Here is a 21470-nt window from a genome sequence, read left to right on the forward strand (position 1 = left end):
CGTGCCGCCCGGCGCACCCCGGGCCGTTCCCTTGCCGGTCCCACTCCGGTCGCACCCCGGACGGGCAGTCGTCGAACCCCCCGGGTCGCACCCCGGACGGTTTGTCGTGGAACCACCCGGTTCGCACCCGGGCTCTGTGCTTTCGCCGCCGGCCGACGCACCACGGCTCGGCGGCGCCGTGGTCAGCTCGGCTGCGGGACCTCGGTCCGGGCGTCGACCTGACGGTGCAGGTACTCCCGGACCAGCGCCTTCGCCTCGACCAGCACCCGCTCGTCGCCCTCCGGCACGCGGCGGAACGCCAGCTTGATCAGGGCGTCGGCGGCCTCCACCGCGACCTCCAGGTGGAACCGGAGATCGGGCGCGTCAAGGCCGAATCGCTCGGTCAGCACCCGGGCCAACTGGTCGGCGATCACGCCGTTGTTGTCCCGCTGCTCATCGAGCAGGTGCAGGTCGACCACGTCGCCGAAGTGCAGGGTACGAAACCCGGGAACCGTGCGGTGCATCGTGATGTACTCGTCGATCCCCGCGTCGACGCCGTCCCACCAGTGGGTCAGGTCGTCGGACGCGAACCGCTCGTCGAGCCGCTGGAGGTAGGACTCCATCGTGCGCAGGGTCAACGCCTGCACGATCGCCCGCTTGTCCGGAAAGAACTGGTAAACCGACCCGATCGCCACCTCGGCGCGCTCGGCGAGCAGGGTCGTGGTCAGTCCCTCGTACCCCACCTCGTCGACGAGCTCGGCACAGGCGTCCAGCATTCGCTGGACCCGCGCGACACTTCGACCCTGCACCGGTACGCGGCGCAGCGGCCCGGTCGTGGCGGCTGGTGTGGACACTCGCCACCCCCCTTCGACGGATGAACATATCTGCACGTCACGAGACCGTGACTACCGGTACAACGAACGGGCCCCGCTTGCGGTATTTACCGGGTACAACGTTCCTGATATGAAGTCAGTTCATATTCATGTCGAGGAGCGTCCATGCCCGGTACGCCACCCGCCTGGTCAAACTGGGCCGGCAACCAGCACAGCACCCCCACCGCCATCCTGCGCCCTCGGACCGTCGAGGACGTCACCGAGGCCGTCCGGTCGGCGGCCGCGGCGGGCCGGCGGATCCGGGCGGTGGGCAGCGGGCACTCGTTCACCGGCGCCGCCCTCACCGACGGGGACCGCCTCGAACTGGCCGAACTGGACACCGGCGTCACCGTCGACACCGCCCGACGGCTGGTCACCGTGCCGGCCGGGATGACCCTGCACGCCCTCAACGACCTGCTCGCCCGACACGGCCTGGCGCTGCCCAACCTCGGCGACATCGACGCCCAGACCGTGGCCGGCGCGCTCTCCACCGGCACCCACGGCACCGGCGCCCGCCTCGGCTGTCTCTCCACCTTCGTCACGGCGCTGACCCTGGTCACCGGCACCGGCGAGGTGCTGCGCTGCTCCGCCGACGAGCACCGGGACGTCTTCGCCGCCGCCCGGGTCGGCCTCGGCGCGGTCGGGGTGCTGGTCGAGGTCACCCTGCGCTGCGTCGACGCCTTCGTGCTCCGCGCGCACGAACGGCCGGCACCGCTGGACGCGGTCCTCGGCGAGCTGCCGTCCCTGATCGAGGGGCACGACCACGTCGAGTTCTACTGGTTCCCGTACACCTCCCGGGTGCAGGTCAAGACCAACGACCGGGTGCCGGCCGACGACCGGCCGCTGCCCCGGTGGCGCGGCTGGCTGGACGACGAGTTCCTGGCCAACAGCGTCTTCGCCGGGGCCTGCCGGCTGGGCCGCGCCGTGCCGGCGCTGGCCCCGGGGATCAGCGCGATCTCCGCCCGGGCGCTCACCGAACGCACCTACACCGGCCGCTCCGACCGGGTCTTCTGCACCCCGCGCCGGGTCCGTTTCGTGGAGATGGAGTACGCGCTGCCCCGCGCCGTCCTGCCCACCGCGCTCGACGCGCTCCGGCGGATCGTCGACGGGCTCCCGTTCAAGGTGCTCTTCCCCGTCGAGGTCCGTTTCACCGCCGCTGACGACATCTGGCTGTCGCACGGGTACGGCCGCGACTCGGCGTACCTCGCCATCCACCAGTACGTCGGCGCGCCCTTCGAGCCGTACTTCCGGGCGTTCGAGGAGGTGGCCACGGAGCTGGGCGGACGCCCGCACTGGGGCAAGCTGCACTGGCGCGAGGCGACCGACCTGGCGCCGGCCTACCCGAAGTTCCGGGACTTCCTGGCCGTCCGGGACCGTCTGGACCCCGACCGCCTCTTCGCCAACGACTACCTCGACCGGGTCCTCGGCGACGGCGTTCAGCGGCTCGGCGCGACCACCTGATCCGGGCCGGCACCGAGGGCCCGCACGTAGCCCAGCACCCGGTCGTACGCCGCCCGGTAGCCACCCCGCACTCCCGCCGGGGTGGCGGGGTCGGCCAGCGCCGCGGTGAGGTCGACCAGCCGGAGGTCCGGCGCGAGGTCGGTCCAGGTGGGCAGCGCCTCCATCCGGGTCACCCGCCAGCGGCCCGGGGCCGTCTCGGTGAAGGTCGCCCGGGCCATCACACCCTCGCGGTTGTCGGCGATCGGCTCGGCGTGCCGGGCCAACTCGTTGCCCATCCCGTAGACCACCCACTTGTCGCCGAAGCGCTGGAACGGCTGCACCGCGTGGGCGTGGTGCCCCAGGATGAGGTCCACGTCGGGGGAGGAGATCAACTGCTGCGCCCAGGCCCGCTGGTCGGCGTCCGGCAGGTGCTGGTACTCCGTACCCCAGTGCAGGCTGAGCACGACGATGTCGGCGCCGGCGGCCCGCGCCCGGTGGGCCGCGGCGAGGATCTCGGGCGGGTCGATGAGGTTGGCCAGCCACGGCTCGCCCGGGGGGCGGCTCAGCCCGTTGAAGTTCAGGCTGTACGCCAGGTGGGCGACCCGGACGTCGCCGACCCGGTAGATCCGGGGCGTGGCCGCCTCGGCGGCGCTCCGGGCGCTGCCGGTGTGGCCCAGTCCGGCCGCGTCGAGCGCCGCGACCGTCCGCGCCACCCCGTCGGGCCCCTGGTCGAGGCTGTGATTGGAGGCGGTCGAGCAGCCGTCGAAGCCGGCGGCGCGCACCCCGTCGAGCACCTGCGGCGGCGCGTTGAACGACGGATAGCCGGAGAACGGCCCGGCCGGGTCGGCCAGCGGTGTCTCGAGATGGCACAGGGCGAGGTCGGCGCCGCCGACGGCCGGGGCGACCCCGGCGAACATCGGGGCGAAGTCCATTGCCCCGGGCCGGCCGGCCCGGGTGGCGTCCCGGCGCGCCTGGTCGGTCACCTCCGGATGGACCAGGACGTCACCCGCGGCGACGAGCCGCACGGTCCGCCGGCCGGCGGGATCCCGGGCCGGCCCGGTGAACGACCCCGGAGCGACGGTCTGCCGCTGCACCGGTGACGCGGTGGTGCCGGCCGGCGCGGGTGCCTCGTCGTCCCCCTCCCGGGCGCCGACCGCAGCGACGGCCAGCAGCAACGCTCCCGTCACCGCGGCGAGCAGCACCCGCCTGCGCGTGACGGCGACTGCGAACATTCCCTCACGTTAGGGAGTGGCCACCACAGCTCGACGACCAACCCCGGGGATGTCAGCCGTTAGGGGAACCGTCACTCCTCGGTGGGGTTGGCGGCGGCGGCCTTCTTCGGAGCCGCCTTCTTGGCGGTCGTCGCCTTGGCCGTGGTGGTCTTCTTGGCGGCCGTCGACTTGCTGGCGGCGGTGGTCTTCTTCGCCGCCGTCTTCTTCGCCGGGGCCGCCTTCTTCGCCGCCGCCTTCTTCTTCGGCGCCGGCCCCTTCGCCCGCTTCTCGGCGAGCATCTCGGAGGCCTCTTCCAGGGTCAACGCCTCCGGGGTCTGAGCGCGCCGCAGCGACGCGTTGGTCTCCCCGTCGGTGACGTACGGCCCGAACCGGCCGTCCTTGATGACCAGCGGCTTCTCGGTCAGCGGGTCGTTGCCCATCTCGCGCAGCGGGGGCGCCGCGGCCCGACGCTGCCGGGCCTTCGGCGCGGCCAGCAGAGCCAGGGCCTCGTCGAGGGTGACGGTGAACATCTTGTCTTCCGAGTCCAGCGAGCGGAACTCGTCACCGCGCTTGACGTACGGGCCGTAGCGGCCGTTGTTGGCGAAGACCTCGACGCCGTCCGGGGCGACGCCGACCAGCCGGGGCAGGCTGAGCAGCTTCAACGCCTCGTCGAAGGTGAGCGAGTCCGGCGTCTGCGAGCTCAGCAGCGACGACTTGCGCTCCCCGCTGGCCACGTACGGGCCGAACCGGCCGGACTTGAGCACGATCGGCTCGCCGGTCGCCGGGTCGTCGCCGAGCTTGCGCTCGCCCCCGCCGCCGAGGAAGAGTTCGTACACCTTCTCCGGGGTCAGCTCGTCCGGGGCCAGGCCCTCGGGGATCGGTGCCCGGTCGCCCTGGCCGCCGCCCTCCTCGCCCTCCGCCGGGACCGCCGGCGGCTCACCGGGCACCGCCCGCTGCAGGTACGGCCCGTACCGGCCGACCCGGACGACGACCTCGCGCCCCTCGTCGTCGGTGAAGAGCGGGATCGAGTTGACGCTGCGCGCGTCGATCTCGCTGAGGTTCTCGGTGACCAGCTTCTTCAGCCCGCCGGCGTGGGCGATGGCCCGGTCGCCGGTGCCGTTGGTGCTGCCGAAGTAGAAGGAGGTGAGGAAGTCGACGGCGGCGTGCTCCCCGCCGGCGATCTCGTCCAGCTCGTTCTCCATGCTGGCAGTGAAGTCGTAGTCGATCAGCCGCGGGTAGTGCCGCTCCAGCAGCCCGATCACCGCGAACGCCAGGAAGGTGGGGATCATCGCCTGGCCGCGCTTGGTCACGTAGCCGCGGTCCTGGATGGTCTGCATGATCGACGCGTACGTCGACGGCCGGCCGATGCCCAGCTCCTCCAGGGCCTTGACCAGCGACGCCTCGGTGTAGCGCGACGGCGGCTGGGTGTGGTGGCCCTGCACGGCCAGCTCGTCGGCGGTCAGCGGCTGGTCCTTGACCAGGGTGGGCAGCCGACGCTCGGCGTCCTCGGCCTCGGCGTTCTCGTCGTCGCTGGACTCGACGTAGGCGCGGAGGAAGCCCGGGTCGGTGATGGTCTTGCCGGTGGCGCCGAAGTCGGCCTCCTCCTGCGCGGCGGAGACCGCGCGAATGCGCACCGAGACACTGGACCCGACCGCGTCCGTCATCTGCGAGGCGATGGTGCGCCGCCAGATCAGCTCGTAGAGCTTGAACTCCTCGGCCGACAACTCCTTCGCCACGTCGCCCGGGGTGCGGAAGTTGTCCCCCGCCGGGCGGATCGCCTCGTGCGCCTCCTGCGCGTTCTTCACCTTGCCGGTGTAGCGGCGCGGCTCCGGCGGCACGCTGCGCTGGCCGTACAGCTCGGCGATCTGCCGGCGGGCCGCCGCGATGGCGGTCTCCGACAGGTTCACCGAGTCGGTACGCATGTAGGTGATGTAGCCGTTCTCGTAGAGCCGCTGCGCGGTGCGCATCGTCTGCTGCGAGGAGAGCCGCAGCTTCCGGGCCGCCTCCTGCTGGAGCGTCGAGGTGATGAACGGCGCGTACGGGCGGCGACGGTAGGGCTTCTCCTCGACCCGGGTGACCGTGAACGGCCGCCCCTCCAGCCGGGCGGCGAGCCCGCGCGCTCCGCTCTCGTCGAGGTGCACCACGCCCGCGCCGGCCCGGACCCGACCGGTGGTCGGCTCGAAGTCCTTGCCGGTGGCGATCCGGTCGCCGTTCAGCGCGATCAGCGTGGCGTTGAAGTTGCGCGGCCCCTCGCCCGCATTGGCCACCGCCAGGGTGGCCAGGATGTCCCAGTACTCGGCGGTGCGGAAGGCCATCCGCTGGCGCTCCCGCTCGACCACGATCCGGGTCGCCACGGACTGCACCCGGCCCGCCGAGAGCTTCGGCATGACCTTCTTCCACAGCACCGGGGAGACCTCGTAGCCGTACAGCCGGTCGAGGATGCGGCGGGCCTCCTGCGCGTCGACCAGGTCCCGGTCGATCTCGCGCGGGTTGGCCACCGCGGCCTGGATGGCCGGCTTGGTGATCTCGTGGAAGACCATCCGCTTGACCGGCACCTTGGGCTTGAGGGTCTCCACCAGGTGCCAGGCGATGGCCTCGCCCTCGCGGTCCTCGTCCGTCGCCAGGAAGATCTCGTCGACCTCCTTGGCCAGCTTCACCAGCTTGCTGATCTGCTGCTTGCGGTCGGCGGAGACCACGTAGAGGGCGTGGAAGCCGTTGTCGACGTCCACCCCGAGCCGGGCCCACGGCTCGCCCTTGTACTTGGCCGGCACGTCGGCGGCGTTGCGGGGGAGGTCCCGGACGTGGCCGAAGCTGGCCTCCACGACGTATCCCGGGCCGAGGTAGCCCGAGATCGTCTTGGCCTTCGCCGGTGACTCGACGATGACCAGACGGGTGGTTCCAGCGTTGCTCGGCACGTCTCTCTTCGACCTCACTCCTGCTCCATGCCCTGTTTCGGGCCGTGTTGCACCGGCCGGACCACCACCGGTCCGGATGTCCAACGTAACGCGCCGGCCGCGTTTCGGGTTTCGCGGGCGGCAAACCGGTCGGTACGTGGCGGCCGCCGGCCCGGCCGCGCGGTGACTCCCGCCGGACGGCGCCACCGTACACCGCGGGTAGGGCGCCGAGCGGGTCACTGTGACGATCACAGACCCTCGGCCGAGGAGCCACCGGTCCGTTTTCCTGGACAAACCACCACGCGGGCCGTGTCTGGGATCAGACAGCCGACGGGGTTGCGGGTCCGCCCGACCACCCGCCCGGGCAGGGTGGCGGCCGCCCCCGCCCGCGGTCAGGCGGGGACGCCGGGCCAGTCGGCCGCCGGCGCGGCGGTCGGCCGGTCACCCACCAGCTCGGCCAGCCGGGCCAGCCGCCGTCGCCCGGTGATCCGGTACGCCGGCCCGCCCGCCCCCGGGTCGAGAAGCGCACCGGGCAGGCCGACCGCGGCCAGCGCCGCCCGCACCTGCGGCCAGCACGAGTCGTCCCCGGTGCCGAGCCGGAGCAGGAAACCGGGCGGCTCCGCGGCCCCGGCGGCGGCGAGCCAGAGCCGCAGCCGACGCCCGTTGAGGTGGAACCCGGCCGGCGGTCGCTTCCCGGCGCCGCGCAACCAGGCCAGCGCCAGCGGGGCCAGGCTGCTCGCGTACGCGGTGCGCACCAGGTGGCGGCCGTCCTCGGTCGGCTCCCAGCTCGCCGGCACCCCGCGCGCGGCCAGCTCGGCCACCAGCACGTGCACTCGCCAGGCGGCGTCGACGACGACCGACAGTCGGGCCGTGCCGCCCATCCGGACCACCTCTCCCGGCCCGGCGAGCAGGCCGGCCAGGTCCGGCAGGGACGGGTCGGCCGCCTCGGTGGAGAACAGGGAGAGCTGCCGGATCGGGTCAGGGGTAGGTGGCGTCAGCGACACTCCGGGACCTCGTCGAAGGCCTGTTTGAGTTCGGTGGAGCTGAGCTTGCCGGTGTCCAGCGCGCTCGCGTCGTACTCCTTGTTGAGCGTCTCCACCGCGGCCCGGACCCCGTCGTAGAAGGCCTTGGCCTCCCCGGTGTCCAGTCCGTCGATGGTGTCCCGGGCCCGACCGTAGGCGTCCCGCACCTTGCTCAGCGAGGCCCGGAAGCCGGCGGAGATCTCCTCGCCGTGGTCGGTCTCCGGCACCCCGGCCTGCTCGACCTTGCGGCGGGCGGTCTCGCTGGCCTGCTCGGCGCCGGCGAAGAGCCGGACCAGGTTCTCCTTGGCCTGCGCCGGGGTGGTCTGCGCCGTCATCTGCTGCTGGGTGCTGCTGGTCAGCTTGTTGATCTCGGCGCGCCAGGGGGTGAGCGCCTCGCAGACCGAGGCCGCCCAGGCCCGCGGGCTGGGACCGCCGCAGCCGGCGACGACGAACGCGAGCGTGGCCAGGACCACCGTGAGCTTTCCGGCGGCTGCCGCCCGGCGCGTACGCATGCGAAGCAGCGTACGGCCTTCCGGTGGAACTGCCACCGGTCAGGTTTCACCGGCGGGACCCCGCAAGCGCGGTTCCCGGCCGGCGTTCGCCGACCGGGAACCGCGGCCGGTCACAGCCCTCAGGCGTTGACCGGCTCCGGACGCTCCTCCGTGCTGCCCGCGCCGGCGTCGGTGCCGGTGCCGGTGCCGGAGTCCTCCATGGCGATGCCCTTGCGCTTGCTGAACACCACGGCCGCCACGATGATCAGGGCGGCGACCAGGGCGATCGTGATACGCAGGGCGGGGTTCTTGTCGTCGCCCACGCTCCACGCCACCACGGCCGGCGCGATCAGCAGCGAGACCAGGTTCATCACCTTGATCAGCGGGTTGATCGCCGGGCCGGCGGTGTCCTTGAACGGGTCGCCGACGGTGTCGCCGATGACGGTCGCGGCGTGCGAGTCGGAGCCCTTACCGCCGTACGCGCCGTCCTCGACCAGCTTCTTCGCGTTGTCCCAGGCGCCACCGGAGTTGGCCAGGAAGACCGCCATCAGCGTGCCCGCCCCGATCGCACCGGCCAGGTAGGACGCCAGCGCGCCCGGGCCGAGCCCGAAGCCGACCGCGATCGGCGCCAGGATGGCCAGCAGACCGGGGGTCATCAGCTCGCGCTGCGCGTCCCGGGTGCAGATGTCGACGACCTTGCCGTACTCGGGGCGCTGGGTGCGGTCCATGATCCCGGGCAGCTCGCGGAACTGCCGGCGGACCTCCATGACCACGGCGCCGGCCGAACGCGAGACCGCGTTGATGGCCAGGCCGGAGAAGAGGAAGACCACCGCCGCGCCGACGATCAGGCCGACCAGGTTGCGCGGGTTGGCCACGTTCAGCGCGTTGAGGATCTCGGTGCCGACGTCGCCGACGCCCGCGTCCGCGTACGACGAGCGCAGGGTGTCGGTGTACGAACCGAACAGCGCGGTCGCGGCGAGGACCGCGGTGGCGATCGCGATGCCCTTGGTGATCGCCTTGGTGGTGTTGCCGACCGCGTCCAGCTCGGTCAGCGTCCGCGCGCCGTGCTCGTCGATGTCGCCGGACATCTCCGCGATGCCCTGGGCGTTGTCGGAGATCGGGCCGAAGGTGTCCATCGCGACGATCACGCCGACGGTGGTGAGCAGGCCGGTGCCGGCCAGCGCGACCGCGAAGAGCGAGAGCGTGATGGAGCTGCCGCCGAGCAGGAACGCGCCGAAGACGCCGGCGCCGATCAGCAGCGCCGAGTAGACCGCCGACTCCAGACCGACGCTGATGCCGGCGAGGATGACGGTGGCCGCCCCGGTCTGCGAGCTCTTGCCGATGTCCTGCACCGGGCGCCGGTTGGTCTCGGTGAAGTACCCGGTCAGCGCCTGGATCGCGGCGGCCAGCACGATGCCGATGACCACCGCGCCGATGGCCACCAGCCGCGGGTTGCGGTCGACGTCGGTGAGCCCGCCCTCCAGCTCGGCGAAGGTCGCCGGCAGGTAGGCGAAGGCCGCGATCGCCACCAGCACCGCGGAGAGCACCGCGGAGATGTAGAAGGCCCGGTTGATCGCGGTCAGACCGTTGCGGTCGGAGGCGCGCAGCCGGGTGATGAAGACGCCGACGATCGCGACCAGCACGCCGACGGTGGAGATGATCAGCGGGAAGACCAGGCCGTCCTCGCCGAACGCCGCCCGGCCCAGGATCAGGGCCGCGACCAGGGTGACCGCGTACGACTCGAAGAGGTCGGCGGCCATGCCGGCGCAGTCGCCCACGTTGTCGCCGACGTTGTCGGCGATGGTGGCGGCGTTGCGCGGGTCGTCCTCGGGGATGCCCTGCTCGACCTTGCCGACCAGGTCGGCGCCGACGTCGGCGGCCTTGGTGAAGATGCCGCCGCCGACCCGCATGAACATGGCGAGCAGGGCGGCACCGAAGCCGAAGCCCTCCAGCACGGTCGGGGCGTCACCCCGGAAGAGGATGACGACCAGCGCCGCGCCGAAGAGGCCGAGGCCCACGGTGAGGAAGCCGACCACGCCACCGGTCCGGAAGGCGATCTTCATGGCGCCCTCGCGCCCGCCTTCGCGCTCCCGGGCGGCGGCGGCGACCCGCAGGTTGGCGCGGGTGGCCAGCCACATGCCGGCGCCGCCGATGAAGGCGCTGAACAGGGCGCCCACCACGAAGAAGGCCGACCGGCCGATCTTCACCAGGGTCTCGTTGCCGTCGGTGTCGTGCACCGGCAGCAGGAAGAGCAGCACGACGGCGATCACCACGAAGATCGCCAGGGTCCTGAACTGGCGCAACAGGTAGGCGGACGCGCCCTCCTGCACCGCCCCGGAGATCTCCTGCATGTTGGTGGTGCCCTTACCGGCTGCCAGCACCGCCTTGGTCAAGGCGGCGGCGAAGACGAGCGCCACCAGCGCGATGACCGCGGCGATGACGACGTACGTCACGTTGGCTCCGGTAAGGGACAGTGCGCCGCCGTCGGCGGCCAAGGTCCCGGACATCTATGTCCTCCTGTACCGAACACTCGCGACGGCCAGTGGAGACGCACGGGCCGACGCCTGGATGCGAACTCGCCAGCGCGCCAACCCACCACCGCGGACCAGCGATGAACACCCATTCCCGCTGGCTGCGGGACGGGTCACTTGCTGACAACCCGGGTACTGTAGCCCTCCGCAGTGTTGGAGGTCACACCGAGGGGGCACCCGCACTCGATGATCTTCGCAACTGTGTTATGAGGAAAAATCTGATATACGGGGCGGCCAGCACGACGAGGCCGCGCTCCCCAGCGGGAACGCGGCCTGTGGGACGAACTGTCAGGTCAGCGGCCGACCGGCCACACCATCCGGACCTCGGTGCCGATGCCCTCCTCGACCGGGCGGACCTGGAGGTCCTCGACGAAGCCAGCGAGCAGGGCGAAGCCGACGCCGGTGGTCAGCGCGTCCTCGCTGAGCGACTCCTTGGCCAGCTCGTCCGGGGGCAGCGCGGCCAGGCCGATGCCGGCCTCGATCGGGGCGCGGTCCACCACCCGCACCGAGTAGGCCCCCGAGTCGGACATCTCCACCAGCACCGGGTCGGCCAGGCCGTACTGCCGATGCAGCGCCACCGCCCGGGTGCACGCCTCACCGATGGCCAGCCGCACCTCGTCGAGCAGGTCCTCCCGTACCCCGGCCCGGCGGGCCACCGCGACGCCGACCAGGCGGGCGGTGCGCACGTGCACCGGGGCGGGCGAGAAGGACAGCTTGACGGTCGCCATCACGCGCCGGCGCCGGTCGGGTCGGCGCTGATCGCCGCGTCGACCGTGGGGTGCAGCGGGAAGACCTGATCCAGCGCGGTGATCCGGAAGATCTTGAGCAGCGGCTCCTTGTCGCAGACCAGGGCGAACGAGCCACCGGCCGAACGGAGCCGCTTGAGGGCGCCGACCAGCACGCCGAGACCGGTCGAGTCGAGGAAGTCCACCCGGCCCAGGTCCACCACGACCCGGCGGGCCCCACCGTCGATCAACTCGAGGAGCCGTTCCCGCAGCCGCGGCGCGGTGTAGACGTCCACCTCACCGCCGACCTCGAGCACCGTGTGCTCGCCCACGGTGCGGGTCGCCAGCGACAGCTCCATCGGTCCTCCTCGTAGACTCTCCTGGGCATCTAACCATCCCGCTACCTGGCCCTGCCGGGTCCATCGGCGGAGTCCTCCCCATACCCACGGCCCCGGGTTCCCAATTCCGAACACCAGTGCGAGAGTGCAGGACGTGACCTCCGCCGCCACCGTATCCGCAGGCACCGGCCCCGGGCGACCGCCGGCCGAGCTGCTGCGCCGGCTGCGCGCCCGGCACACCGCCGACCCGGTCACCCACGTCGAACGGGTGCCGGCCCGCGCCGGCGAGCCGGCGCCGTGGCCGGCCTGGGCCCCGGAGGAACTGCGGACGGCGTTCGCCCGGCGCGGCGTGGTCGCCCCGTGGCGGCACCAGGCCGAGGCCGCCGAGCTGGCGTACGCCGGGAAGCACGTCGTGGTCGCCACCGGCACCGCGTCCGGCAAGTCGCTGGCGTACCAGCTGCCCGCGTTGAGCACACTCCTCGCCGACCCGCGCGCCACCGTGCTGTACCTGGCGCCGACCAAGGCGCTCGCCGCCGACCAGTTGCGCGCCGTCGCCGGTCTGGAACTCGACGGGGTACGCCCCGCCTGCTACGACGGGGACACCCCACGCGCCGAACGGGAGTGGATCCGCCGGCACTCCCGGTTCGTGCTGACCAACCCGGACATGCTGCACCACGGCATCCTCCCTGGGCACGCCCACTGGTCCGGCTTCCTGCGCCGGCTCGCGTACGTGGTGATCGACGAGTGCCACACCTACCGGGGCGTGTTCGGCTCACACGTCGCGCACGTGCTGCGCCGGCTGCGTCGGCAGTGCGCGAAGTACGGGCGTACCCCCGTCTTCGTGCTGGCCTCGGCGACGTCGGGTGACCCGGCGACGGCGGCCGGGCGGCTCACCGGCCTGCCGGTGGCCGCCGTCGCCGAGGACACCTCCCCACGCGGCGGGGTGACCTTCGCGCTCTGGGAACCGCCGCTGCTGCCCCACTCGACTTCCTTGGCGGAGGACGATCTCACCCAGGTCCGTCGCTCCGCGCTGCGGGAGACCGCCGACCTGCTCGCCGACTCGGTTGCCGAGGGGGTGCGCACCCTGGCCTTCGTCCGCTCCCGGAAGGGCGCCGAGGTGGTGGCGGCCAACGCCCGGCGGTCCCTGGACGAGGCGGTACCCGGGCTCGGCGACCGGGTGGCCGCCTACCGGGCCGGTTACCTGCGCGAGGAACGGCGTGAGCTGGAACGCGCGCTGCTGCACGGCGACCTGCTCGGCCTCGCCTCCACCAACGCCCTCGAACTCGGCGTCGACCTGGTCGGCCTGGACGCGGTACTGATCTGCGGCTGGCCCGGCACCCGGGCGTCGCTGTGGCAGCAGGCCGGCCGGGCCGGCCGCTCCGGCGACGAGGCCCTCGCCGTGCTGGTCGCCCGGGACGACCCGCTCGACACCTACCTCGTGCACCACCCGGAGGCGCTGTTCGGCCGGCCCGTCGAGGCCACCGTGCTCGACCCGGCCAACCCGTACGTGCTCGCCCCGCAGCTCGCCTGCGCCGCCGCCGAAGCCCCACTCACCCCCGCCGACCTGGAACTCTTCGGCGACGGCGCGAAGGAGGCGGTCGACTCGCTCGTCGAGGCCGGCGCGCTGCGGCAGCGGCCCACCGGCTGGTACTGGCGGCACCGGGAACGCCCCGAGGTCGACCTGCGCGGCGAGGGCGGCGCGCCGGTCTGCGTGGTGGAGGCGTCCACCGGGCGGCTGCTCGGCACCGTCGACGGCGGCTCGTCGCACTTCCTCATCCACTCCGGCGCGGTCTACCTGCACCAGGGCGTCTCGTACGTGGTCGACTCGCTCGACCTCGCCGACGGGTGCGCGCTGGTGCACGCGGAGGAGCCGGACTGGTCCACCCACGCCCGGGACGTCACGTCGCTGTCCGTGGTGTCCGTCCGGTCGTACGTGGACGCCGGGCCGGTCGGGCTCTTCCTCGGCGAAGTGGACGTGACCAGCCAGGTCGTGTCGTACCAGCGACGGCGGATCGCCTCCGGCGAGGTGATCGACACCCGGCCGCTGGACCTGCCCACCCGGGAGTTGCGCACCGTCGCGGTCTGGTTCACCCTCTCGCCGCAGTCGCTGGCTGCCGCCGGCGTCGAGGCCGCCGACGTTCCGGGGGCGCTGCACGCCGCCGAGCACGCCGCGATCGGCCTGCTGCCGCTGATCGCCACCTGCGACCGCTGGGACATCGGTGGCCTCTCCACCGCCGTCCACCCGGACACCGAGGCGCCCACCGTCTTCGTCTACGACGGGCACCCGGGCGGGGCCGGCTTCGCCGAGCGGGCCTACGGGACGGCGGCGGCCTGGCTGCGGGCCACCCGCGACGCGATCGCCGAGTGCGGCTGCGAATCGGGCTGCCCCTCCTGCGTGCAGTCCTCGAAGTGCGGCAACGGCAACAACCCGCTGTCCAAGTCGGAGGCCGTGAAGGTCCTCGACGTGGTCCTCACCAACCTCCCGCCCGACCCCACCACGACCGGACCGGCGCCGGCGCCGCCCCGGCAGGACGGGCCCTGACCCCACCCGTAGCCGCCGGCCCGTGCCGTCAGGTCGCGCAGTGCATGATCAACTGTCCGGACCGCCGAGGACGAGCCGTGGCCGACACCATTGCGGAACGCCTGGGCCGGATCAGCGAGCGGCTGCGCGGCACCCACCAGGTGCTCAACGCCTGGGCGATGAGGGCGACCATCGAGGGCGGACGCTGAGGGTCCGGTTGTGCGAGACTCCGGCGTTCACGTCTTGAAGGAGATCGCATGCAGCTCGACACCTTGCAGACCCAGCACCAGTTCTTCATCCGTCAGCGGATCCGGATGATGGTCAACCAGTACGAGGTCCGCGCGGTGGCGCCGGACGGTTCGGAGGGCGAGCTGCTCGCGTTCGCGCAGCAGAAGCGGCTCGCCTTCAAGGAGCAGGTGACCATCTACACCGACGACTCCAAGCAGTACCCGCTGCTCGGCTTCAAGGCCCGTCAGCGCCTCGACCTCGGCGCCACGTACGACGTGACCGACCACGCCGGCAACCCGATCGGGCTGTTCCGCAAGGACTTCGCCCAGTCGTTGCTGCGGTCGACGTGGCACGTCGAGCAGGCCGGCCTGCCGCAGATCACCGGCCAGGAGCGGAGCCTGCCGGTGGCGCTGCTGCGCCGCTTCGTCGACTCGCTGTCGTGGCTGCCCTACCACTTCGACTTCGTCGCCGGGGGCCAGCCGGTGTTCTCGGTGGTCAAGAAGTGGGGCCTGCGCGACCGGTACGTGGTGGAGATCCAGAACCCGCAGATCGACCGGCGACTGGTCATCGCCATGGCGGTCGGCCTGGACGCCCTCCAGTCCCGCTGAGCCGTCGTCGGCGGGGCGCGGCTGTTCGCCGCGCCCCGACCGATGCGCGGCCCAGCCGGTGAGCGGTTCGGAAGGCCGGGCCGAGCGGTCAGCCTCGGATCGGGCCGGCCCGGGAGGTCGCGGTGGCGGTGCCGGTCAGCCAGGGCAGCGGAGTGACCGTGACCTCGGCCGTGACCAGCACGTCCAGCCCGTCGAGGCGGCAGGCGGAGAGCCGTGCGGCGTTGGCACCGACCAGTTCCCCGGCCGCCCCGCAGGCCGTCGCCTCGCCGCCGAACGCCCGATCGGCGCCGGCGAGCGCCCCGAAGTCGGCGGCGACCCGGGCCTGCTGCCGGGCCGTCCGGGCGGCGCCGAGCGCCGCGCCGAACAGCCCTACCAGCACGAACACCAGCCCCACGGCGAGCAGACAGACGGTCGCGCCGCCCCGGTCCGTCGCCGCGCTGGCGCGGTTCACCCGGAGCCCGCTTCCCGCCGTCACGGTCGTGGTCCCGGGGCGCCGGGTTCGACGGCGGCGACCGCGGTGGCGGAGACCGTGAGCCGGGGCAGCCGTGCCCCGAGGGCGCGGACCGGCACGCGGACGGTGGCGGTGACGCGGTCGCCGGTGACGGTGACCGCGACGTCGGCGCCGGGCGGCGCGTACCGCGCACCGGTGGCCGTTCCGTTCTCGCCCCGGGAGGCGGCCAGCGCCGCCTCCCGGGCCGCGTCCAGGCAACCGCCCCGCGTGGTGACCGCGTTGACGGCGGTGAGGCCGGTGAGGAGCAGCAGGACCAGCGCCGGCAGGCCGGCCGCCAGCTCGGCGGTGAATGAGCCACGCTCCGACCCGACGGTCCGCCGCCAGGCCGACGATCGGTGGCCGGCCGGCCGGCGCCCGGTCACTTCAGTGCCCGGTCGATGACGGCGGTCAGCGCGGACTGCACGTTGCCGGAGGTGAGCACCTTGAGCAGGATGCCGGCGAACGCCACCGCGGCGAGGGTGCCGACGGCGTACTCGGCGGTGTTCATTCCGGCGTCGCCGCGCAGGCGGGCGAGGAGTTTGCGCATGGTGTTTCCCTTCCTCGTGGGGTCAGAGCACGTCGCCGAGGACGGCGACGATCACCGGCACCAGACCGGCGAGAATGAAGGCGGGCAGGAAACACAGCCCGAGCGGCAGCACGATGAGCACGCCCGCCCGGCGGGCCGCCGCCTCGGCCGCGGTGGAACGGTCGGCCCGCAGGTCGTCGGCGAGACGGGTGAGCGCGCCGGCCAGTGCCGCGCCGCTGTTCGACGAGCGGAGCGCGGCGGCCACCAGGCGGTCCGCGCCGGGCACGGGCAGCAGCTGCGACCAGGCTTCCGCGGGCTCGCCGCCGAGCAGCAGCGTCCGGCCGACCCGCCCGAGCCGGTCGGCCATCGGCCCGCCCAGCGCCGCGGCGACCGCCAGCACCGAGCGGTCGACCGGCGCTCCGGCGCGAAGGGCTGCCGCGAGCAGATCGGCGGCGAGCGGCAGGTCGGCGGTCTCGCGTAGTCGCCGGTCCCGGACTGCGCGCGGTTCGATCCGACGGAGCAGCCGATCCGCCACGATGCCGACCAGCACCCCGACGAACAGGCCCGCCCAGCCGGTGACGACGATCGCGGCCGCGACTCCGGCCAGTGCCGCGCCGAGCCGGGTGCGGTCGGGCCACCAGGGCGGCCGCGCCCGCTCGGCATCGCCCGCCGACGATCGGCCCAGCCGGCGGAGACGTCGGCCGGCTCGGACAGTCGGGGAGGCGGCCACGGTCACGAGCAGCGCCGCCCCGACCAGACAACCCGCCGCGAACGCCTGCCGGGACATCAACCAACCCCCGGGGCCGCGCCGAGCCGTTCCGCCCAGAGCAGCCCGCCGATCTGCAACGCGACGGCCGCGACCGCGCTGGCGCCACCGACCGGCGTGTGCAGCAGCACCGCGACGGGGTCGACCCCGATGGCGTAGCCGAGCCCGATGCCGCCGAACGGCAGGGCGGCGAGCAGCCAGGCGGTGGCTCGTGCGCCGGCGGCCTGAGCGGCAGCCGCGGCACGCCCACGGTCTGCCGCCCTGGCATCGGCCTCGATCCTCTCCAGCAGTTCGGCGAGGGGTGCGCCGGTGCGGTCGGCCAGCCGCACGGCGGCCCGGGCGAGCTCGGTGACCCGCTCCGGCCCGTCCGACCGGCCGGCGACCGGTCCTTCCGGCGGCCGGGTGCGCCCACCGGCGTCAGGTGCGAAGCGGCGACCGGCGCCGCCGGGCTCGCCATCAGGGGTGGCGGGCATCGGGTCGGCCACCGGAGGTGACCCGCCCGCAAGCCGACCCCCGCAAGCGCCGGGCCACCCGGACGCGGCCTGCACCGAACCGCCGAGCGCCACGGAACCCAGCGCCGGACCGCCGTGCGTCAGAGGCCCCGGCACCAGGCCACCAGGCGCCACAGGCCCCGGCACCAGACCGCCGAGCGTCACGCGACCCAACGCCGAACCACCGAGCGTGACCGGCCCCGGGGCCCGACCCTCGAGCGGCAAGGGTCCCGACATCGGATCGTCAAGCGGCTCAGGCCCCGGCACCGCACCACCCGGCGGCAACGGGCCGTTGAGCGCGGCCGTCACCGGCAACCCGGCCCGTAGATCGGCGGCGAGACCACCGATCTGGTCCAAACTCTGCCGACGGGTCCGCTGCGCGTGCCGTCCGGCCTGACGGCGCAGGACCGCACGCGCCCCCAACGCGCAGTAGGCGCCGAGCACCGCCGCGGCCACCGGGCCCGCCATCCCACCACCGATCCCGCCGCCCACCACGGCGGCCAGCAGGACCGTTCGCTTCGGCGCGGACGCTCCGGCCCAGCGAGAGAGGCGCCCATCGCCGGCTGCGGCCGATCGGGCCGCCGCCCGCCCGACGGGCGTCGCCGGGTGGCGGAGGTCGTCGGGGGCGCGGTGCCGGCCGGACGGCGCGGGTCGCGGCGTCCCGGCGGCCTGGTCGGGAACGGTCGCCCGACCACCGCCGCCGGGCCACCGCGACGAGGCACCGGAGTGCCGGCCGGCAGCCGCCCGCGGTTCGAGCGGCGCCCCACGGAGAGGGAGGCCGGAGCGTAGGGCGCAGCGGTCGCCGGGGGGCCACCGGAGACCGACCGGGGCGGCGGGCCGAACACGGCGCGGCGTCGAGCCCGGCCGCTGTGCAGCGGCCAGCCGACCACCGCCGCGGCCGCCAACAGGAAGATGGTCACCAGGCAGGCCGGTCCGGTCACGACGGACCCGCCGAGCCCGGCCAGACCGCGCAGAGGAGCGGCGGCACATCGACCCCGCGCTCCCGCAGCAGCGCCCCGAGCGCCCGGGCGGCCAGACCGAGGCCGCGACCGCGTACCCAGGCCGGCACCACGGTCACCAGTCGGTCCGGCCCCTCGGGCACCAGCAGACTGATCGACTCCAGCATCCGGCCCTCGCTGCCGCGGCGAACCTGGAGCAGCACCTGCAACGCCGCCGCGACCTGGGCGTGCAGCGCGGCCCGGGGCAGGCCGCCGAGCAGCCCGAGCGCCTCCAGCCGGGCCGGTACGTCCGTCGGGGCGTTCGCGTGCAGGGTCCCCGCCCCACCGTCGTGGCCGGTGTTCAGGGCGGCGAGCAGGTCGACCACCTCGCCGCCCCGGCACTCGCCCACCACCAGCCGGTCCGGGCGCATCCGCAAGGCCTGCCGGACCAGGTCGCTCAGTCCGACCGCACCGGTGCCCTCCACGTTCGACGTGCGTGCCTGGAGGCCGATCACGTGCGGGTGCACCGGGCGCAGCTCGGCAGCGTCCTCGACCAGCACGATCCGCTCTGTCGCCGGCACGAGCCCGAGGAGCGTGTTGAGCAGGGTGGTCTTGCCCGAACCGGTGCCGCCAGTGACCAGGTACGCCAGCCGGGCCGCCACGACGGCGGCGAGCACCGGCGCCACCGGCCGGGGCACGGTGCCCTCCCGGACCAGTTCCTCGAGGGTGAACGGCCGTTGCCGGAAGGTCCGCAGGGAGAGGTAGGGCCCATCGGTCGCCACCGGCGGCAGCACGGCGTGCAGGCGGGTCCCGTCGGGCAGTCGGGCGTCCGCGTACGGGGAAGCGTCGTCGAGCCGGCGTCCGGCGGCCGCGGTGAGGCGCTGCGCGAGCCGCCGTACGTCCTCGACGGAGCCGAGCGGCACCGCCACCTGGCGCAGCCCCTCCCCCCGGTCGACCCAGACCCGGGTGCCGTTGACCAGCACGTCGGTCACCTGCGGGTCGATCAGCAGCGGAGCGAGCGGACCGGCGCCGACCAGGTCGTCGTGCAACCGGTCGGCGATGCGCAGCAGGGCGGTGTCGCCGAGCACGGCGGCGCTGGGCTCGGTGCGTACGGCGGAGACGATGGCGGCGGGGGTGACCGGGGTGGCCGCGGCGGCGAACCGGCGCCGGACGCGGGCCGCCAGCTCGCCCGAGTCGACGGGGCCGGTCATGCCGCACCGGTGGCCGGCAGGCCGGTCAGCTCGTCGACGATCCGCTGGCAGAGCGCGGCGAGCGGTCCCTTCCCACCCGCGGCGGGCGCCTCACCCCGCTCCAACCCTCGGCAGAGCCCGGGCTCGGGGCGCAGGGTGCCGGCGAGCGGCAGGCCGAGCGCCCGGGCCACCTCGGTGGCCTTCAACCGGCCCGGGGCCGGGCCGCGCACGATCACCGCCAGGTCGGCGCAGTGCGGGGCGGCCGTGGCGACCACCCGGGCCGCGGCGGCGGTGGCCCGCAGCTCGGCCGGTACGACCACCAGGGTCCGGTCGGCCGCCTGCAACGCCACGACCGACGCGTCGTCCAGTTGCCGGGGCAGGTCGACGACCACGACGTCGCGGCCCCGGCGTGCGGCGTCGACGGTGGCGGCCATCGCCTCGGCGGGCAGGTGCAGCAGGTCGCCGCGATCCCAGGAGAGCACGACCAGGTCGCCTCGGCTGGGCAGGGCCCGAACGAGCGAGGGTGGGTCGACCCGCCCGTCGGTGCCGGTGAGCCCGGGCCAGCGCAGACCTTCCAGCTGTTCCCAGCCGAGCACCAGGTCGAGCCCGCCGCCGAGCGGGTCGGCGTCCACCAGGAGGGTGCGCAGCCGGGACCGGGCGGCGGTGACGGCGAGGCCGCCGGCGAGCACGCTGGCACCCGCGCCGCCCCGCCCGCCGAGCACCGCCACCATTCGGGCCGCGCCGCCGTTGGTCGGGCCCAGCGCACACTCGGCGAACCGGTCGACCAGCCACGGCTCGGCGGCGGGCAGCGTGGCCACGTGCTCGGCTCCGATCAGCTCGGCGATCTCGGCGCCCGGGTCGAGGTGGCCGGTGCGACCGACGAGCACCGTCCGGGACCGGCGCGGCAGCCGGGCCCGCAGGCAGGCCTGTCCCTGGTCGCTGCCGACCAGGACGAGCGGGGCCGGCAGCCAGCGGGCGCGGGCGGCGGCGGGGTCGGCGGCGAGTTCGACCTCGGTGCCGCCCGCCGCGGCGAGCCGGAGCAGCTCGTCGAGCAGGTCGCCGTCGGCGGTGACCAGCAGGGGAAGGCGGCGGTGCGGTGGGAGCGGGGTACGGGGCGGCATGGCGGCCTCCAGCGGTCGGGCTCGGACGTGCTGCCGTCGAGCCTGCTGCCGGCCGGGCCGGCGGGCCGCACCGCAGCGGCCGCCTGTGGACAACTTCAGCCGCTGTGGACAACGCCCGCGACCGATGTCGATCTGCTAGGGAGCGACTATGCGGTGGGCGGTACCGCGCGCTCGGAATCGGGGCCATGACGGATTCGCCGGAGGACACCCGGGAAGCCGGCAGGCGGCGGCCGGCCGGCGGCCGGCACGCATTCTTCTCCCCGCTGCAGTACGCCGTCCTCCAGCCGGGCCAGTCGTACCGGCAGCAGACCTACGTCGGCCATCCGTGGGTGGTGACCGACGCCCAGGGCACCGGCCTGGTCTGTTTCCTTTCGGCGAACCAGACGCTCCGGGCGGTGGTCAGGTAGCGGGTTGCCGTTGCCGTCGCACCGGTCACCACCGCCAGCGGAGGAACCGGCGCTGGTATCGCACCTTCAGACTCGAGGACTGAAGTTTGCCGCGTACCACCACATGCAGGCCGCCTGAGTCAGGCACCCTCGGCTTGGCCGAGCTGGCCGACATCTCCACCTCGTCCAGCGAGGCGGACCCCCCGGGCGGCAGCACCAGCGTGACCGCACTGGACCGGACGTTGAGCGTCACCTGCACCGACGGCGAAGCGATGACCGCCTCGGTCAGGTCCAGCCGGATCTTCGACGACCGTGCCCCGACCACCACCTGGCCGGGGACGACCCACCGTCCGGCCCGCTTGAGCGACGAGGCGCGGGACCGCAACTCGAGCACCTGCGGCTCGACGGCCACCGGCAGGTCCGCGGTGAAGGACGCCAGGTCGGCGTGGGTACGCGCGGCCAGTACGCCGCCGACCCGGTCCTCGAACTCGGCGAGCGTGAGCCGTCCCTCGCCTGCCGCCTGGTTCAGCTGCTCGACGACCCGGTTCCGCTCGGCATCGGATACCCGCATCGCCGGCCTTGGCATCAGCTCTCCGGTCACGCGCCCAACCTACGACGTACCGGAGTCGACCGGCAGACTCAATCGAGGTGTGGCGACGCCGGGTGGTGGTCGCTGACTGGCAGACGTGCCACCCGCCGTCC

Annotated in this window: 19 protein-coding genes and 1 pseudogene; 4 read left to right on the forward strand and 16 right to left on the reverse strand. The window is 73.9% G+C overall.

Annotated features, from left to right (window positions below):
* Positions 1-182: 182 nt before the first annotated feature.
* Complete coding sequence (locus OG799_RS26805) at positions 183-755, reverse strand: TetR/AcrR family transcriptional regulator (protein ID WP_406038716.1); 573 nt, start codon at positions 753-755, stop codon at positions 183-185.
* A gap of 222 nt (positions 756-977) precedes the next feature.
* Between OG799_RS26805 and OG799_RS26810 the strand changes: the two genes are divergently transcribed.
* Positions 978-2312, forward strand: coding sequence for a D-arabinono-1,4-lactone oxidase (locus OG799_RS26810; RefSeq protein ID WP_406038718.1), 1335 nt, complete (start codon positions 978-980; stop codon positions 2310-2312).
* On the opposite strand, the gene OG799_RS26815 is transcribed toward OG799_RS26810, so the two are convergent.
* The 7 genes from OG799_RS26815 to OG799_RS26845 all read right to left on the reverse strand — a co-directional run bounded on the left by OG799_RS26815 (position 2288) and on the right by OG799_RS26845 (position 11524).
* On the reverse strand, positions 2288-3523 hold the full coding sequence (locus OG799_RS26815; RefSeq protein WP_406038720.1) for a CapA family protein: 1236 nt from the start codon (positions 3521-3523) through the stop codon (positions 2288-2290). The two genes, OG799_RS26810 and OG799_RS26815, sit on opposite strands and share 25 nt — an antisense overlap.
* A 71-nt stretch (positions 3524-3594) precedes the next feature.
* Positions 3595-6417, reverse strand: a complete 2823-nt coding sequence (gene topA / locus OG799_RS26820; protein ID WP_406046415.1) for a type I DNA topoisomerase — start codon at positions 6415-6417, stop codon at positions 3595-3597.
* Positions 6418-6788: 371 nt separating this feature from the next.
* On the reverse strand, positions 6789-7400 hold the full coding sequence (locus tag OG799_RS26825) for a hypothetical protein (protein WP_406038722.1): 612 nt from the start codon (positions 7398-7400) through the stop codon (positions 6789-6791).
* On the reverse strand, positions 7391-7930 hold the full coding sequence (locus OG799_RS26830) for a hypothetical protein (RefSeq protein ID WP_406038724.1): 540 nt from the start codon (positions 7928-7930) through the stop codon (positions 7391-7393). Before OG799_RS26830 ends, OG799_RS26825 begins: the two co-directional genes overlap by 10 nt.
* 119 nt (positions 7931-8049) lie before the next feature.
* Positions 8050-10416, reverse strand: coding sequence for a sodium-translocating pyrophosphatase (locus OG799_RS26835; protein ID WP_406038726.1), 2367 nt, complete (start codon positions 10414-10416; stop codon positions 8050-8052).
* A gap of 317 nt (positions 10417-10733) precedes the next feature.
* Positions 10734-11168 (reverse strand): ATP-binding protein, encoded by a 435-nt coding sequence (locus OG799_RS26840; protein WP_130330938.1) that lies wholly within the window; start codon positions 11166-11168, stop codon positions 10734-10736.
* Entirely contained in the window at positions 11168-11524 is a 357-nt protein-coding gene (locus tag OG799_RS26845; RefSeq protein WP_089011584.1) for an STAS domain-containing protein, read from the reverse strand. The genes OG799_RS26840 and OG799_RS26845 overlap by 1 nt, the downstream gene beginning before the upstream one ends.
* 133 nt (positions 11525-11657) lie before the next feature.
* Here OG799_RS26845 and OG799_RS26850 point away from each other — a divergent pair, with 133 nt between their 5' ends.
* Together OG799_RS26850 and OG799_RS26855 are read left to right on the forward strand one after the other, a co-directional pair.
* Positions 11658-14045 carry a DEAD/DEAH box helicase gene (locus tag OG799_RS26850; RefSeq protein WP_406038729.1) on the forward strand — a complete coding sequence of 796 codons (2388 nt, stop codon included), beginning with the start codon at positions 11658-11660 and terminating at the stop codon, positions 14043-14045.
* A gap of 236 nt (positions 14046-14281) precedes the next feature.
* Positions 14282-14860, forward strand: a complete 579-nt coding sequence (locus OG799_RS26855; RefSeq protein WP_406038731.1) for a hypothetical protein — start codon at positions 14282-14284, stop codon at positions 14858-14860.
* Between the two features lie 88 nt (positions 14861-14948).
* Here OG799_RS26855 and OG799_RS26860 read toward each other — a convergent pair whose 3' ends face one another.
* From OG799_RS26860 to ssd, 7 genes and pseudogenes are all read right to left on the reverse strand, one after another.
* Positions 14949-15335, reverse strand: coding sequence for an Rv3654c family TadE-like protein (locus OG799_RS26860; protein ID WP_406038733.1), 387 nt, complete (start codon positions 15333-15335; stop codon positions 14949-14951).
* The gene (locus tag OG799_RS26865) at positions 15332-15733 is read right to left on the reverse strand and encodes a TadE family type IV pilus minor pilin (RefSeq protein WP_406038735.1); all 402 of its coding nucleotides are present in this window, start codon (positions 15731-15733) and stop codon (positions 15332-15334) included. The genes OG799_RS26860 and OG799_RS26865 overlap by 4 nt, the downstream gene beginning before the upstream one ends.
* Positions 15730-15897, reverse strand: a complete 168-nt coding sequence (locus OG799_RS26870; protein WP_076470820.1) for a DUF4244 domain-containing protein — start codon at positions 15895-15897, stop codon at positions 15730-15732. The genes OG799_RS26865 and OG799_RS26870 overlap by 4 nt, the downstream gene beginning before the upstream one ends.
* A gap of 22 nt (positions 15898-15919) precedes the next feature.
* A complete protein-coding gene (locus tag OG799_RS26875) occupies positions 15920-16663 on the reverse strand; it encodes a type II secretion system F family protein (RefSeq protein WP_406038738.1) in 744 nt (247 codons plus the stop codon).
* A pseudogene (locus OG799_RS26880) lies at positions 16663-16986 on the reverse strand (hypothetical protein); the annotation flags it as partial. The gene OG799_RS26875 and the pseudogene OG799_RS26880, both read right to left, overlap by 1 nt.
* A gap of 1084 nt (positions 16987-18070) precedes the next feature.
* Positions 18071-19282 (reverse strand): TadA family conjugal transfer-associated ATPase, encoded by a 1212-nt coding sequence (locus OG799_RS26885; protein ID WP_406038740.1) that lies wholly within the window; start codon positions 19280-19282, stop codon positions 18071-18073.
* On the reverse strand, positions 19279-20382 hold the full coding sequence (gene ssd, locus OG799_RS26890) for a septum site-determining protein Ssd (RefSeq protein ID WP_406038742.1): 1104 nt from the start codon (positions 20380-20382) through the stop codon (positions 19279-19281). The genes OG799_RS26885 and ssd overlap by 4 nt, the downstream gene beginning before the upstream one ends.
* Before the next feature lie 185 nt (positions 20383-20567).
* On the opposite strand from ssd, the gene OG799_RS26895 reads away from it, so the two are divergent.
* On the forward strand, positions 20568-20789 hold the full coding sequence (locus tag OG799_RS26895) for a hypothetical protein (RefSeq protein ID WP_406038744.1): 222 nt from the start codon (positions 20568-20570) through the stop codon (positions 20787-20789).
* Positions 20790-20814: 25 nt separating this feature from the next.
* On the opposite strand, the gene OG799_RS26900 is transcribed toward OG799_RS26895, so the two are convergent.
* Positions 20815-21369 (reverse strand): DUF1707 domain-containing protein, encoded by a 555-nt coding sequence (locus tag OG799_RS26900; RefSeq protein ID WP_406038746.1) that lies wholly within the window; start codon positions 21367-21369, stop codon positions 20815-20817.
* Positions 21370-21470: the final 101 nt, after the last annotated feature.

Origin of the sequence: Micromonospora sp. NBC_00898 (assembly GCF_045207895.1) — a bacterium.
In the GTDB taxonomy this organism is placed as follows: Bacteria; Actinomycetota; Actinomycetes; order Mycobacteriales; family Micromonosporaceae; genus Micromonospora.